General features: G+C 55.1%; 17 protein-coding genes. 13 read left to right on the forward strand and 4 right to left on the reverse strand.

Translation table 11 applies throughout. The features are described 5' to 3' along the window. Window positions 1-30 precede the first annotated feature (30 nt). The 7 genes from nrdR to DOQ08_RS15475 all read left to right on the forward strand — a co-directional run bounded on the left by nrdR (window position 31) and on the right by DOQ08_RS15475 (window position 5,318). Window positions 31-546 carry a transcriptional regulator NrdR gene (nrdR, locus tag DOQ08_RS15445; RefSeq protein ID WP_114335882.1) on the forward strand — a complete coding sequence of 172 codons (516 nt, stop codon included), beginning with the start codon at window positions 31-33 and terminating at the stop codon, window positions 544-546. Beyond that, window positions 543-1,658 (forward strand): bifunctional diaminohydroxyphosphoribosylaminopyrimidine deaminase/5-amino-6-(5-phosphoribosylamino)uracil reductase RibD, encoded by a 1,116-nt coding sequence (gene ribD / locus DOQ08_RS15450; protein ID WP_114335883.1) that lies wholly within the window; start codon window positions 543-545, stop codon window positions 1,656-1,658. The genes nrdR and ribD overlap by 4 nt, the downstream gene beginning before the upstream one ends. 64 nt (window positions 1,659-1,722) lie before the next feature. Next, a complete protein-coding gene (gene ribBA, locus DOQ08_RS15455) occupies window positions 1,723-2,838 on the forward strand; it encodes a bifunctional 3,4-dihydroxy-2-butanone-4-phosphate synthase/GTP cyclohydrolase II (protein ID WP_114335884.1) in 1,116 nt (371 codons plus the stop codon). A gap of 49 nt (window positions 2,839-2,887) precedes the next feature. Next, window positions 2,888-3,364, forward strand: coding sequence for a 6,7-dimethyl-8-ribityllumazine synthase (gene ribH / locus DOQ08_RS15460; RefSeq protein ID WP_114335885.1), 477 nt, complete (start codon window positions 2,888-2,890; stop codon window positions 3,362-3,364). After that, window positions 3,364-3,840: a transcription antitermination factor NusB gene (gene nusB, locus DOQ08_RS15465; RefSeq protein WP_114335886.1), complete on the forward strand. Its 477-nt coding sequence runs from the start codon at window positions 3,364-3,366 to the stop codon at window positions 3,838-3,840. The genes ribH and nusB overlap by 1 nt, the downstream gene beginning before the upstream one ends. A 3-nt stretch (window positions 3,841-3,843) precedes the next feature. Further along, window positions 3,844-4,794, forward strand: coding sequence for a thiamine-phosphate kinase (gene thiL, locus DOQ08_RS15470; protein ID WP_114335887.1), 951 nt, complete (start codon window positions 3,844-3,846; stop codon window positions 4,792-4,794). Between the two features lie 14 nt (window positions 4,795-4,808). Further along, complete coding sequence (locus tag DOQ08_RS15475; RefSeq protein ID WP_114335888.1) at window positions 4,809-5,318, forward strand: phosphatidylglycerophosphatase A family protein; 510 nt, start codon at window positions 4,809-4,811, stop codon at window positions 5,316-5,318. 34 nt (window positions 5,319-5,352) lie between these two features. On the opposite strand, the gene DOQ08_RS15480 is transcribed toward DOQ08_RS15475, so the two are convergent. Next, window positions 5,353-5,553 carry a DUF6316 family protein gene (locus tag DOQ08_RS15480; protein WP_114335889.1) on the reverse strand — a complete coding sequence of 67 codons (201 nt, stop codon included), beginning with the start codon at window positions 5,551-5,553 and terminating at the stop codon, window positions 5,353-5,355. A gap of 112 nt (window positions 5,554-5,665) precedes the next feature. On the opposite strand from DOQ08_RS15480, the gene DOQ08_RS15485 reads away from it, so the two are divergent. Next, window positions 5,666-6,307, forward strand: a complete 642-nt coding sequence (locus tag DOQ08_RS15485) for a DUF2057 family protein (protein ID WP_114335890.1) — start codon at window positions 5,666-5,668, stop codon at window positions 6,305-6,307. A 27-nt stretch (window positions 6,308-6,334) separates the two neighbouring features. Here DOQ08_RS15485 and DOQ08_RS15490 read toward each other — a convergent pair whose 3' ends face one another. Both DOQ08_RS15490 and ispB read right to left on the reverse strand, forming a co-directional pair. Next, window positions 6,335-7,861, reverse strand: a complete 1,527-nt coding sequence (locus DOQ08_RS15490) for a WS/DGAT/MGAT family O-acyltransferase (protein WP_114335891.1) — start codon at window positions 7,859-7,861, stop codon at window positions 6,335-6,337. A gap of 127 nt (window positions 7,862-7,988) precedes the next feature. Beyond that, entirely contained in the window at window positions 7,989-8,957 is a 969-nt protein-coding gene (gene ispB, locus DOQ08_RS15495; RefSeq protein WP_114335892.1) for an octaprenyl diphosphate synthase, read from the reverse strand. Window positions 8,958-9,198: 241 nt separating this feature from the next. Between ispB and rplU the strand changes: the two genes are divergently transcribed. From rplU to proB, 4 genes are all read left to right on the forward strand, one after another. Further along, a complete protein-coding gene (gene rplU, locus DOQ08_RS15500; RefSeq protein WP_114335893.1) occupies window positions 9,199-9,510 on the forward strand; it encodes a 50S ribosomal protein L21 in 312 nt (103 codons plus the stop codon). 35 nt (window positions 9,511-9,545) lie between these two features. Beyond that, a complete protein-coding gene (gene rpmA / locus DOQ08_RS15505; RefSeq protein WP_114335894.1) occupies window positions 9,546-9,806 on the forward strand; it encodes a 50S ribosomal protein L27 in 261 nt (86 codons plus the stop codon). A gap of 138 nt (window positions 9,807-9,944) precedes the next feature. Beyond that, window positions 9,945-11,135, forward strand: coding sequence for an Obg family GTPase CgtA (cgtA, locus tag DOQ08_RS15510; protein WP_114335895.1), 1,191 nt, complete (start codon window positions 9,945-9,947; stop codon window positions 11,133-11,135). 30 nt (window positions 11,136-11,165) lie between these two features. Further along, window positions 11,166-12,290, forward strand: a complete 1,125-nt coding sequence (gene proB, locus DOQ08_RS15515) for a glutamate 5-kinase (protein WP_114335896.1) — start codon at window positions 11,166-11,168, stop codon at window positions 12,288-12,290. A gap of 74 nt (window positions 12,291-12,364) precedes the next feature. Here proB and rpsT read toward each other — a convergent pair whose 3' ends face one another. Then, window positions 12,365-12,634 carry a 30S ribosomal protein S20 gene (gene rpsT, locus DOQ08_RS15520; RefSeq protein WP_114335897.1) on the reverse strand — a complete coding sequence of 90 codons (270 nt, stop codon included), beginning with the start codon at window positions 12,632-12,634 and terminating at the stop codon, window positions 12,365-12,367. Between the two features lie 265 nt (window positions 12,635-12,899). Between rpsT and murJ the strand changes: the two genes are divergently transcribed. Beyond that, the gene (gene murJ, locus DOQ08_RS15525; protein WP_114335898.1) at window positions 12,900-14,489 is read left to right on the forward strand and encodes a murein biosynthesis integral membrane protein MurJ; all 1,590 of its coding nucleotides are present in this window, start codon (window positions 12,900-12,902) and stop codon (window positions 14,487-14,489) included. The last annotated feature ends 45 nt before the right edge of the window (window positions 14,490-14,534 follow it).

Raw genomic sequence — 14,534 nt, forward strand, 5'->3', positions numbered from 1 at the left:
TCGGGCTCTTTTTCCCGGAGCGTTTGAACTATGCATTGTCCTTTCTGTGGTGAAGCCGATACCAAGGTGATTGATTCGCGTCTGGTGGCCGAAGGCGATCAGGTGCGCCGCCGCAGGGAGTGCTTGTCCTGCCACGAGCGGTTTACCACGTTTGAAACGGCGGAGTTGGTAATGCCGCGTGTGGTCAAGCAAGACGGGACCCGGCAGCCTTTCGATGAAGAAAAGTTGCGGGCCGGTTTGATGAAAGCTCTGGAAAAACGACCGGTTAGTATTGAGTCGATCGAAGCGGCGCTTAACCGAATCAAGTACCGCCTGAGAGCGACGGGCGAGCGTGAAGTGAAATCGATGCAGTTGGGCGAAGAGGTGATGACCGAACTACGCCAGCTGGATAAAGTAGCGTACGTTCGTTTTGCCTCGGTCTATCGCAGTTTTCAGGACATCAACGAGTTCAAAGAAGAGATTGAACGATTGTCCCAAGGCAACGGCGATGCCGCAGATGTGGCGCGTGCGTTGGCCGAAACCCCTACAGGGAAAGGTAAGGTATGATTTCAGACCGCGACAGGGCAATGATGGCACGGGCTATCCAGTTGGCTTGGCGTGGTCGTTACTCCACTCACCCTAATCCACGTGTGGGATGCGTGATTGCCAGAGGCAATCGTATCGTGGGTGAAGGCTGGCACGAGCGGGCCGGTGAGGCGCACGCCGAAGTGCATGCATTGAGCCAGGCCGGGCAGGAAGCACGAGGCGCAACGGCCTACGTGACCTTGGAGCCGTGCAGTCATTATGGCCGGACACCGCCATGCGCGAAGGCGTTGATGGAGGCGGGTGTAGCCCAAGTGTTCGTGGCAACGAAAGATCCAAATCCGACGGTTTCTGGCCGGGGGCTTGATATGCTGCGCGATGCGGGCATCAGGGTAACCGAAGGTGTGCTGAGTGAAGAAGCCGCGCGCCTGAACCCGGGTTTTATGAAACGGATGAATACCGGCCGGCCGTGGGTACGATTGAAAATGGCGGCCAGCCTGGATGGTCGAACAGCCATGGCATCGGGCGAAAGTCAGTGGATTACGGGTCCTGAGGCGCGTCGCGATGTGCAACGCCTGCGGGCCATGAGCGATGCTATTCTCACGGGTGTGGGCACAGTATTGGCGGATGACCCGTCTTTGACCGTGCGCCTGGATGATATGGGCGATTTGGGGGATGCTGCGGCACCTTCGCGCCAGCCGCTAAGAGTGATTGCTGATCGTGACGCGCGAACGCCAACCTCAGCCCGTATTCTTCGAGGCGGCAATGTTCAGGTGTTCTGCGCCAGTTCCACTCGACCAACGGCACCTGCACAGGATCTGGCCGCGCTGGGCGTGAGTATTGCCGGTGTCGCCTGGAGAGATAACGGGGTGGACGTGGTCGAACTACTGGACGCCCTCGGAGAGAAAGGCATTAATGAATTACTGGTAGAGGCCGGGCCAACGTTGGCGGGTACCTTTATCAACGAGAATTTAGTGGATGAGCTCTGGTTGTACCAGGCCCCGGTGTTTTTAGGGAGTACGGGACGGCCAACAGCTCATCTACCCATAGAAGTTATGGCAGACAAAGTGCAATGGAAGGTGCTGGATCGCCGTCAGGTGGGTGAAGATCAACGGTTGATCCTCGCTCGCAGTTAATCATTCAATTCATTCCTCTTGGTTGTCATTGCGAATAGCCGGGGGTGACAGGGTGCAGAAGCGTATGGCACTGAACAGCATTGAAGACATCATCGAAGATATTCGACAGGGAAAGATGGTCATCCTGATGGATGACGAAGACCGCGAAAACGAGGGTGATCTGGTGATGGCTGCAGAACATTGCACGCCGGAAGCGATCAACTTCATGGCGCGTTTTGGCCGTGGCCTTATTTGTATGCCAATGACCCGGCAGCGGTGTGAGCAACTGGGCTTGCCGTTGATGGTTCAGCAGAATGCGTCTGGTTTTGGTACCAAGTTCACCTTGTCAATTGAAGCCCGTGAAGGTGTGACCACAGGTATTTCTGCAGCAGATCGTGCACGTACCGTTCAGGCCGCCGTGGCGCGCGATGCGAAAGCATCGGATCTGGTGCAGCCGGGGCACATCTTTCCGTTGATGTCTGATCCGGGCGGTGTTTTGAGCCGGGCCGGACATACCGAAGCGTCCTGTGATTTGGCATCTCTGGCAGGTTGTGAGCCCGCGGGTGTCATCTGCGAAATCATGAACGACGATGGCTCAATGGCCCGTCGTGAAGACCTCGAGAAGTTTGCGGAAGAGCATGATCTGAAGATTGGCACCATTGCCGATCTGATCCACTACCGCACCATGAATGAAAAAACCGTCGAGTGCGTGGAAGAGAATGATCTGGATACCGAATACGGTGTCTTTAAATTGCGCACCTACCGGGACAATATTCAGGGATCAACTCACCTCGCGATGGTGATGGGTGACATTAGCTCCGAGGAGCCGGTGCACGTTCGCGTTCATATCACGGACACCCTGCGTGACCTGTTGGGCGCCCGCCGCAAGGATTCCCGAAGCTGGCCTCTGCACCATGCGCTGGAGAAGGTTGCCAATGAAGGCAAAGGCGTGGTCGTGCTTCTGAACAGCGCAGAAGACAGCCGTAATCTGGAAGATCGTATGCAGGAGTTTTTTGATGAAGGCCGCGGGTCTTCAGGCAAAGGCAGCTCCGGCGTGTACTTTACCGTAGGTACGGGCTCTCAGATTCTGCGCGACATTGGCGTAGGCAAAATGCGTTTGCTGAGCCCGCCCGTAAAATTCTCGGCTATCTCCGGTTTCGACCTGGAAGTTGTGGAATACGTACCTTATACCCCCGAATGATAAACCTGGTTGCCGCTTGAATGCGTTGCAGCCCGAGAAGGAGCCCGAGATGGCAGACATCAAAGTAATTGAAGGTGATTTTACCCACTGCAGCGGACGTTACGCGCTGGTGGTTGGCCGCTTTAACGGTTTTGTGGTTGAAAGTCTGGTGGAAGGCGCGATCGACACTCTGCGTCGTCACGGCATTGCCGAGAGCGATATCACCGTGATTCGCGTACCAGGTGCTTACGAGATGCCGCTTGCCGTTAAGCGCGTAGCAGAAACCTCTGACTACGATGCCATTATCGCGCTGGGTGCGGTGATCCGTGGTGGTACGCCGCACTTTGAGTATGTGGCGGGTGAAGCATCCAGTGGCTTGGGTGCTGTCAGCCTGGAAACCGACGTGCCAGTGACTTTTGGTGTGCTGACCGTTGATTCCATCGAGCAGGCAATTGAGCGTTCAGGAACGAAGGCTGGCAACAAAGGCGCGGAAGCAGCAATTACTGCCCTGGAAATGGTCAGTTTGTTCAAGAAGTTGGGTGAGTAATGAGCGAAGCAGGCGATAGCAGTCCCCAACCGGGGAATACGAGTAAGCCCAAAGCCGGCGACCGTCGTCGTGCCCGGGCGCTAGCAATGCAGGGGTTGTACCAGCGGCATTTCAGCAAAACCCCTATTTCGGATATTGAAGCCGAGTTCATGGTCGATAACGACATGAGCAAAGTGGATATCATGTATTTCCGGGACGTTTTGAGAGGTGTTCACCGCGAGCAGGCCGAGCTGGATCGCCTGCTGGAACCGTTCCTGGACCGCCCCATGAAAGAGGTGGACGCGGTTGAGTTGGCTATCGTTCGCTTGGGTGCCTATGAGCTGAAGCACCGTATTGATGTGCCTTACAAGGTGGTGATCAACGAAGGTGTCGAAATGGCCAAGCGCTTCGGCGGCACAGAAGGTCATAAGTTCGTGAACAGTATTCTGGACAAGCTCAGCCGTCGCCTGCGGTTGGCCGAAACCCGTCCACGCTGATTCATGGGTGAATTTGAGCTGATCCGTCAGTATTTTCAGCCGATGGCTGATAGCGCACGGCAAGGGCAGCTCATTCTTGGTCCCGGTGATGATTGTGCCATTCAGCGCGTTCCACCGGGCCGGGATTTGGTGTTTTCAGTGGATACCCTCGTAGAGGGTGTCCATTTCCCTCCGAACTATCCCCCTGAATATCTTGGTTGGCGCTCGTTAGCGGTGGCTGTTAGTGATTTGGCGGCTATGGGAGCGGATCCTGTCTGCTTTACCTTGGCGCTATCACTTCCACGCGCGGAACCTGAGTGGCTGGCAGGCTATTCCCGAGGCTTGGCCCGGGCCAGTGCCGCTTTTGATATCGCTCTGGCCGGTGGCGACACGACACGCGGCCCGCTGACGATTACACTTCAAGTGCATGGTACGGTTCAGGAAGGGTTGGCCCTGCAACGCTCTGGTGCACGCGCAGGGGATCTTGTGTGCGTTACCGGGCCGTTAGGCGACGCGGGTGCTGCTCTGGACTTCCTGGAGACTGCAGCGCCTACAGACGACCAGCAGGCAGTGCTTGCGCGTTACCACTATCCCGAACCCCGGTTGCAGTTAGGGGCTGCCTTGGTCGGTAAAGCCTCAGCGGCGATCGATATTTCTGATGGCTTGCTTTCTGACTTGCAGCATATTCTGGATGCGTCCGGAGTCGGTGCTGAACTCGATGCTGACAAAATTCCATTGTCGCCCGCTTTGGTAGCACTGAAGGGGAATGAGGCACTAAGCTATGCTCTAAGCGCGGGCGACGACTATCAGTTGTGTCTGACGATGGCGGATGACCAGCTGTCAGCGCTGGATTTGCATGTTCGGAACCAGCTAATCACTATTGGCCGTATACATTCTGAGGCCGGTTTAAGGGTGAAAAATGCTGAAAATATTGGCTCCCGTCAGGGGTATGATCATTTTGGGAGGTCTGTTTGACGGACAATAACGTGATGCAAGAGCCAGATAACGTGAAGGCCATTTTGCCGCCGGGCTTTTTGCGCAATCCTGTGCATTTGCTGGCTTTCGGTTTTGGCAGTGGCGCAGCACCAAAGGCACCCGGCACCTGGGGAAGTCTTGCCGCCATTCCGTTGTGGTATGGCATTGCTTGGATGCCGCCGGTTGCCTACTGGCTGGTTGTTCTAGGGGCGTTTGTTGTTGGTATCTGGTTATGCGGAAAAACCGCCGAAGATTTGAAGGTCCACGATCATGGCGGCATCGTCTGGGACGAGTTCGTAGGTATGTGGATCGCTCTCGGTTTGTTTCCGGATCAGATATACGGTGTACTGATGGCGTTCATGCTGTTCCGGCTGTTTGATGTGCTCAAACCTTGGCCAATCAGTTGGTTAGATGCGCGTATGCCCGGTGGGCTGGGTATTATGTTTGATGATGTGGTTGCGGGTTTTATGGCACTGGGGTGCCTTGCCGCAATTGACCACTGGATAATGCCTTTCATGGTGTGAGGGGCATTAGGCAAGAACCGGAAGGGGCGCGTTGTTAGTGAAGTTGTTCTTCGGGCAACAGCTTAACGACGTGAAGAAAGCGCTTCAGGCCAATCTCGGCACGCTCTTTTGAAGCAAAGGGGCCGCTGTCGAACCCTTCGCGGGTAGTGAAGTACCATTTACTCCCGACGCAGAAGAAGCGGCTGCTCCGAAAGGGAGGGGGAGATTTTTCGCCAGCCCGCTGTTGAGTATCCATATATCCTCCTTCTGCGATGTGGGGGTTCGGGCATCAAAGTGTTTGGCGTATCCTATTTAGAATTAGCCCAAATACGACCAAATTCAAATTTTTTCTCAAAAAGGATGTGTAAATGAGTATGTGTCACGTTGGTGGTTTTTACAAATTAGTGCTGGCTTTTTTGACCGTGCTGGTCGCAGGGTGTGCATCTTCCTTGTCCAGAGTCGATACTTGGGAAGGCAGTTTGCCGGCCGCGACCGAGCCTGCCGTGTTAAAAGCACCCGGAACCATTCAGGTGAGCGAGGTTAATGGCAAGTCCATGACGAGCTTCCTCATGGATGATCTGGCGTTGGATTACGGCCTGCTGCCGGGTGGCAATGAGGTGGTGTTCACCTATAAGACCATTTGGGCAAAGTCGGGCATTGTTGAAGATGGCGAATCAAAAGTTCATGTCATCGAAACCGAGCCGCAAGTGGTTCGGTTTGATGCCGAGCCCGGTGCCACTTATCAGTTCGCGGTTGAGAAGCCGGAAAGTCGCCGTGCAGCTGAAGCTTTTAGCAAAAACTTCTCTGCAACCATTGTGAATACGGATGGCGACGCAGTGGCTGAGGCAGCTGTCTGGAAAGGTCCGGCTGACAATCGCACTCCAGTGTTTGTCGGAGGGGAGAGTGGCTACGATGGCGAGGCTGGCAATACGCTCGAGAACATGAAGCGTTTGTGGGGTGAAGCGACAGACGAGGAGAAGAAAACCTTCCTTCGCTGGGCGTTCGAATAATTATCGTGTTGGCGCTAGCCAAATGGGCTAGCGCCAAAAACGGAGAGGACGCTTTTTTAACAAGCCTTCAAGGTAATTATAAATTTCGTTCGATAAGGATTTCGGGCTTGCGTCCCCGGGCTGGTCAATAACCGCTTCTCCAGCGGCTTCCGCCCGCCTTTCAATGGCATCAAGACTGTCGTGTACCAAGCCTTCCAGACTCTCGCCATCGCGCACCACATCCGGACATAGAGTGAAGTTGAGCGTCACCATCCCCTCATAACTGACCGCAACAATAACGAGCCCCATGCTGTCGAACAGGGGGGCGGTGTTGTATTGCTGCACCAGCTTTGCGCCTTGCAGGTACATGGGCACTTGCGGCCCGGGTACGTTGGTTATCGGCAGGTTGAACAGCGGTTGGTAGTTGCGGGCAACTCGAAGTTCCGAATACAGCCGTGCGGATAGCGCCAGCAATGTGGATGGCAATAGTTCTGTTAAGCGGTCAGCAGCGATGGCTTCCCGATAAGGCTCGGTTTCAACGGCATTGCGGTGAATGTGGCGGATCCTGAGGGCCGGGTCGGTTTCGTTTGTCGCGAGATTTAACAACATCGCAGACATTTGATTACCGGTGGCGCGTCGCAGGCTGCTGGACCGAACTGAAATCGGGGTCATTGCCACCAAAGGTGTGGTGGTTTTCGTGCCTTGGGTGATCAGGTACCTGTTCAGTGCTTCCGCACAGATGCCAAGCACCACATCGTTCAATGTGACATCGCCCAGCTGTGCTTTGATGGTTTTTAGCCTGGCCAGTTCTACGCTGGCAGAGACAATAGACCTATTGCCGGTGATCTGTCGGTTGAACGGGCAGTGAGGGGCAGTAAAGAGCGATGCTGGCAGCGGAAGCTTGTGAATCTGTTTTTGAATGAGTCCACGAGCGGCCGCTTCGGCGGTATTGTAGGCCAGCGAAGCAAACTGCATGGGTGCTTTCAGCATATTTGCCCCCGCCTGCAGAAAAACGCGTTCTTCTGAGGGCTCTGTTCGGGGTTGCCAAGGGCGCGGCGGGTTAATGGCTCTGGGCACCGGAGAATATTCCAGCAACTTGCCCATGATTTCCTCGCCGCTGAAAGCATCGATTGAGGCGTGGTGCAGCTTGACGATCAGGGCGAAGCCGTCTTTGTCTCCCTCTGGTGTGTCCAGTTTGAAGCCGTCTACAAAGGTAATGTGCCAAAGAGGGCGGTCCCGTTTGAGCGGTTCTTCCAGAATCTTTGCGGCAAGGGCATTAACGCAGGTTTTTTTGCCGCGTTCGCCAAGGGATACGTAAGCCAGATGGCGTTCAATGCTGAATTCGGAATCGTCTACCCAGTAGGGGCGGCCGAGCCGAAGCGGAATCTCTTTGAGTTTCTGCCGAAACATCGGAGCAACGTGCAGTCGGCTGCATATGTACTTGATGAAAGTCGCGTAGGAGACGGGAGTTTCCAGGCCGCTGGCATCAAAAAGATAAACGCCTCCAATGTGCATCGGCGTGGTTTCCGATTCCAGGTACAGAAACGATGCGTCCAGTTCAGACAGCTGGTGCATGCAGAGGGCTCCCTATAGCGACTATGTAACCGGGTGGAGGCAGTATAGCGTAGAGCGCATGATCCCCGGTTGGCCCGAAGGCCTTGGTTTGTCATGCTTTCCGGCCAGTTCTGGGGCTTGGTGTCTGTCAGCTCACGCGAGCAACGGCGGCTTCTGTGAGTAATTCCAGTGCTTCACGATACGTCGATTCCGGCAAGCAAGCGAGCAGTTTACGCGCGGTTGCAGCTTCTTCACGCGCTTTGTTCATGGTGTATTCAATGGCACCGGAAGCCTTCACGATGTTTAAAACTTTGGGGAGGTCGTCCAAACCGCCTTTACGAATGGCCTGTCGGATGAGTTGGCGCTCGTCGTCGCTGCTGTTCTCCATCGCGTAGATGAGGGGTAGTGTGGTTTTGCCTTCGGCCAGGTCATCGCCCACATTTTTCCCCATGGCTTCGGCGTCCCCCTGATAATCGAGTACGTCATCAACCAGCTGGAATGCCAGCCCCAGATGCTTGCCGTAGTCTTTCAGGGCGTTTTCTTGTTCCGCATTCGCGCCTGCAAGCAGGGCACCCGTATGGGATGATGCTTCAAACAACATCGCGGTTTTGTTGTGAATGACGACCATATACTGGTCTTCGGTCAGGTCCGGGTTCTTCACATTCATTAGCTGCATCACTTCGCCTTCGGCAATCACAGCCGTGGCGTGAGACAGAACGTTCATGATAGGAAGGCTTTGCAGCTCTACCATCATCTCGAATGCGCGGGCGTAGAGGAAATCCCCTACCAGAACACTCGGTGCGTTGCCCCATTTTGCGTTGGCCGTGCTGCGGCCTCGGCGCATGTCGGAGGTATCGACAACGTCATCGTGCAGAAGCGTAGCGGTGTGCAGGAATTCAATGACGGCCGCCAGTTTAAGGTGATCATCCTCGCTATAGCCCGAAGCCTGGCTGGAAAGCAAAACCAGTAATGGTCTCAAGCGTTTACCGCCGCTCTCGATGATGTATTGGGCGATTTTCTCGACCATCGGGACATCCGAGGCAAGCCGCTGGATAATAAGATCGTTCACGCGGCTGAAGTCTTCCGCTACGGTGTCATGGATGCGCTGGGCTGTCATGGGGCTGATAAGTCCCTTACTGGTATGTTCGTTGAGTTTTCGGGCAGGACGCGGCAATGCTAGGTATTGCTGCCTAGAGTGTCAACTTGAGTCGTAAACTCCCTTGTATTGGTCGGCGGCTTTTCGTACAATCACGCGCCCAACTCATCCCAACCTGCGCTCCCTGCAATAGGGTTGCCAAAGCGCTTCCCTTAGAACCAGGTGGATAAGAGCAGGGATGGGTCAATCGCGGAGACAGAAAATGTACGCAGTTATTGTTAGCGGTGGCAAGCAGCACCGTGTAAAAGAAGGCGAAACACTGAAGCTGGAAAAGCTCGAAGTTGAAACCGGCGGCTCTGTTGAGTTTGATCGTGTTCTGCTGGTAGCCAATGGCGACGACGTTAAAGTCGGTGCTCCAGTTGTTGATGGTGCTAAAGTGACTGCGGAAGTGGTAAGCCACGGTCGTCACGACAAGATCAACATCATCAAGTTCCGTCGTCGTAAGCATTCCATGAAGCGTCAGGGCCACCGTCAGTGGTTTACTGAAGTTAAGATCACGGGCATTCAGGGCTAAGCTCTGAACATACCCCTTAAAGAAGGAGGCTGGTAATGGCTCATAAAAAGGCAGCAGGTAGTACCCGTAACGGTCGCGATTCCGAGTCGAAACGACTTGGTGTCAAGCGCTACGGCGGCGAGACTGTATCTGCAGGTAGCATCATCGTTCGTCAGCGCGGCACTCGTTTCCACGCTGGCAACAACGTAGGCCTTGGCAAGGACCACACCCTTTTTGCGAAAGCAGAAGGTCAGGTGAAGTTCGAAGTTAAAGGCCCGCAGAACCGTAAGTTCGTGAGCATCGTTCCGGCTGCGTAAGCAGCGGCGATCCTCCGGTTCTGTCGAACCTTGGATTTCTTGATATGCTGAGTTGATCAGCCCTCAGGTAAATCCGGAGCCCCGCAAAGCTTCCATGAGGCTGCGGGGCTTTTTAGTTTATGCAAAGGCATTTGACGTATGAAATTTGTAGACGAAGCCACCATCATTGTTGAAGCGGGAAAAGGCGGCCATGGCTGCTTGAGTTTTCGGCGTGAAAAATACGTTCCTAAGGGTGGTCCCGACGGCGGTGACGGCGGGGATGGCGGTTCCGTCTATCTGGTAGCAGACGGCAACCTGAATACCTTGATTGACTATCGCTTTCAGCGCAAACACAAAGCGCAGAACGGTCAGCCGGGTTCAGGCCGGAACTGTACCGGTATCAAGGGTGATGATCTGGAGTTGCCGGTGCCGGTAGGCACTACGGTGGTGGACATGGATACCCATGAAGTGCTGGGTGATCTCACCAAAGAAGGGCAGCGCCTGAAAGTGGCTCAGGGCGGTTTTCATGGTCTTGGGAATACCCGCTTTAAATCATCGATTAACCGGGCGCCACGCCAGACCAGTAAAGGTTCTGACGGCGAAGCTCGAAACTTGCGCCTGGAGCTGAAGGTTCTGGCTGATGTGGGGCTGCTGGGTATGCCCAACGCCGGTAAGTCCACCTTTATCCGTTCGGTGTCTGCGGCGCAGCCAAAAGTGGCGGATTATCCGTTTACCACTTTGGTGCCTAATTTGGGCGTGGTCAGTGTTCAGGCTCATCAGAGTTTTGTGATCGCGGATATTCCGGGGTTGATCGAAGGTGCGGCAGAAGGTGCCGGTTTAGGGATTCGCTTCCTGAAGCACTTGGTTCGTACCCGGTTGTTGTTGCACCTGGTGGATGTGGCGCCTTACGACGGTTCGTCTCCGGTGGAAGCCGTGCAAGCGATTGCGCACGAATTGGAAAAGTTCAGCGAAACCCTGGCTAATCGCCCGCGTTGGTTGGTGCTTAATAAGGTCGATATGGTGCCTGAGGAAGATCGGGAGGCGCATTGCCAGGCTATTGTGGATGAGCTCGGCTGGGAAGGCCCAGTCTTTGTTGTGTCGGCGCTTACTGGCGAAGGTACCAAGCCGTTGGTTCAGGCCGTGATGCGCTGGATCGAAGAGCAGGCTGAGGAAGAGGCTGAAAACCCTGAAGTTGCCGAGCAGGAAGCAGCTCGTCGTCGCCAGATGGATGAAGAGGCGCGCGCCAAGATTGAGGCTGATCGCAATGCTCGTCGGGCCTCTCGTGAAGAAGACGACGATGACGACTTTGATGACGACGATGATGTCGAAGTGGTTTACGCGCCTGAATAACAAGCAACCCTAAGAGATAGTACTGCTGTCATGAGTGAACGCATTCAGCTTAAGAAAGCCCGTCGGTTGGTGGTGAAAATTGGCAGTGCTTTGCTAACCGACGATGGTAAGGGGCTGGATGTGGCCGCGCTGGGCCAGTGGGTTGACCAGATTGCCGGTCTGATACGCAGTGGTGTTGAAGTTGTTGTCGTGTCTTCGGGCTCTGTGGCTGAGGGTATGAGTCGGCTGGGCTGGAGTGCGCGGCCGCAGCACTTGCATGAGCTTCAGGCCGCGGCGGCCGTTGGGCAGATGGGGTTGGTGCAAACCTGGGAGGCCCAATTCAAGCGCCACGGCATTCATACTGCGCAAATTCTTCTGACTCATGATGATCTTTCCGATCGCAAACGTTACCTGAACGGGCGCAGCACGCTGCGTACCTTGCTGGATTACGGTGTCGTGCCAATCGTGAATGAAAACGACACGGTGGTTACCGATGAAATCCGGTTTGGCGATAACGATACGCTGGGGGCGTTGGTTGCGAATCTGGTAGAGGCGGATGGCCTTATAATTCTTACCGACCAGCTGGGCTTGTTCACCAAAGATCCGCGTAAGCACGAAGACGCTGAACTGGTCACTGAGCGTAAAGCTCAAGATCCTGAGTTGGATGCGATGGCAGGTGGTGGTGCTGGCGCGCTAGGCCGTGGCGGTATGCTCACCAAGTTGCGGGCGTCCAGATTGGCTGCGCGCTCTGGTGCGTTCACCGTGATTGTGGGTGGTCGCATCGAGAATGCGATTGATCGCTTGCGGGACGGAGAGGTAATAGGCACCTTGTTGCTGCCAGAGCAGGGCAGGCTTGCCGCTCGAAAGCAGTGGATCGCCAGCCATTTGCAGACCCGTGGCACGCTGGTTCTGGATGATGGTGCGGTGAAGGTCTTACGCCAGGGTGGGCGCAGTCTGCTGCCGGTGGGTGTTAAGGCGGTAAGCGGCAAGTTTCGTCGCGGCGAGATGGTGATGTGCGTGGATTTGGCTGGGCGTGAAATTGCCCGCGGATTGGTCAACTACGATGCGGACGAAGCGGCTGCAATCGCCGGTCATTCCAGTGATCGTATTACTGAGCTATTGGGATATGTGTCCGATGAGGAAATGATTCATCGAGACAACCTGGTGGTTGTCTAGCGTCAACGTGGGTTTTGACGGATTTCAGGCATAAAAAAACCGGCTAGAAAGCCGGTTTTTTTATGATCGCAAAATTAGGCAGTTTTCAGAGCCTTGATTTTTGCGTTCACACGGCTCTTATGACGAGCAACTTTGTTCTTGGCGAAGATGCCTTTGTTGACCATGCTGTCCAGAACTGGCTGGGCTTCTTTCATGGCCGCTTGGGCTTCTTCGTAGTTGCCGGCCTTGATCTTGGCGTCAACTTTTTTCATGTACGTACGTGCCATAGAACGCAGGCTAGCGTTGTGCTTGCGGTTTTTCTCGTTTTGACGAGCGCGCTTTTTGGCTTGCGGGGAATTTGCCACCGTAAAACTCCTGAATTCGTTGCTATAAAAACGGAATATGTTTAGATCGCGGGCGCGCCATAACGAGCGCGTCGATATAAATGACGCGGAACTATGCCGCCGAACGCTTGAAATGTCAAGGTTGTCGGTGCAGTAATCCCCGCGTGCTGCAGGCCTGTGATACACTCGCGCATCGCTGCACGGGGCATACTGCGGCGCCTAGGCCCGCCCTGTGGAATACCGAAACGCCGCTCAGGCCTGAACTCTGAATTTGGATTCTCGCAACATGTCCTCGGAACCGCAACCAACACAAGCGCCGTCCCCCCTGAAAGAGCCGCCTAAACCGCCCGGATTGCTCCGCTCCTCGGGCGTGGTCGGGGTGATGACGATGCTGTCTCGGGTGTTGGGGTTGGTTCGGGATATGGTGATCGCCCGTTATTTTGGTGCCGGAACTGCGGCGGATGCTTTTTTTGTTGCGTTCAAAATTCCGAATTTTTTGCGTCGATTGTTCGCAGAAGGAGCCTTCTCTCAGGCGTTCGTGCCGGTGTTGTCATCCTATCGGCAAAAGGGTGATATTTCCGAGGTGAAGCGATTGGTAGATGCTGTCGCCGGCTCACTCGGATTGGTTCTTTTGGCGGTCACATTGGTGGCTATGCTGGGCGCGCCCGTGCTGACCGCACTCTTTGCGCCCGGGTTTCTCGAGGATGACGCGAAGTTTGCGTTGGCCAGCGACATGTTGCGCATTACTTTTCCCTATCTTCTGCTGATCTCACTCACCGCCTTCGCGGGCGGCATTCTTAATAGCTACGACCGCTTTGCCGTGCCAGCGTTTACGCCGGTACTGTTGAATTTGGCGATGATTGTTGCTGCCATCTTCCTCACGCCGTTGATGAGCGAGCCGGTTATGGCGTTGGCTTGGGGTGTGTTTATTGCCGGCGCTTTGCAATTGTTCTTCCAGTTGCCTTTCCTTATGCGCCTTGGCTTGATGCCGCGGCCCCGGGTGGATTATCGGCACGAGGGTGTCAGCCGTATCTTAAAGTTGATGATGCCCGCGCTCTTTGGGGTTTCGGTGAGTCAGATCAACCTGTTATTGGATACCGTGCTAGCTTCGTTCCTGCAAACCGGCAGTGTGTCCTGGCTGTATTATTCCGATCGCTTGTCTGAATTGCCCTTAGGGGTGTTCGGCATTGCCATTGCGACGGTTATTCTGCCGAGCCTGTCCCGCAAGCATGCGGCGGAATCGAAGGATCAGTTTGCCGCCACGTTGGATTGGGCGGTTAGAGCCGTGTTGTTGATCGGGGTTCCGGCCGCAGTGGCGTTGGCGCTCTTAGCTGAGCCTTTGATTGCCACGCTGTTCCATTACGGCGAAGTGACGGACCGAGATGTGGCTATGTCGGCCCAGAGCTTGCGGGCGTATTCTGCCGGGCTTTTAGCGTTTATGTTGATCAAAGTGCTGGCCCCTGGCTTTTTTGCCCGGCAGGACACCAAGACACCGGTCAAAATTGGCATCATTGCCATGGTGGCCAATATGGCGTTTAACTTGGCGTTGATTGTGCCCCTGGCCCATGCGGGGTTGGCCTTGGCAACCTCCTTGTCGGCTTGGTTGAACGGTTACCTTTTGTGGCGCGGCTTACGTAAAGATGGCGCATGGCAGAGTCAGTCTGGCTGGCCTAAGTTCCTGATTCAGTTGGCTGTAGCTAACTCGGCGTTAGCCGCTGTGGTGCTTTGGCTGAACGCTCCTGTGGCCGATTGGCTAACCGCCGGCGGCCTGCAAAGAACGGCTGATATGGCGGTGATCGTGTCGGCTGGTGTGGCCGCGTATTTCGTGACTTTGCTGCTGTGCGGGGTGCGCCTTCGCCAGTTCCGGCAGAAGTAAGCGTCTTCACGATTTTTACCATACCCGCGACTGGGGTATAATCGC

The sequence above is a fragment of the Marinobacter litoralis genome, from assembly GCF_003336705.1.
Classification (GTDB): Bacteria; Pseudomonadota; Gammaproteobacteria; order Pseudomonadales; family Oleiphilaceae; genus Marinobacter; species Marinobacter litoralis.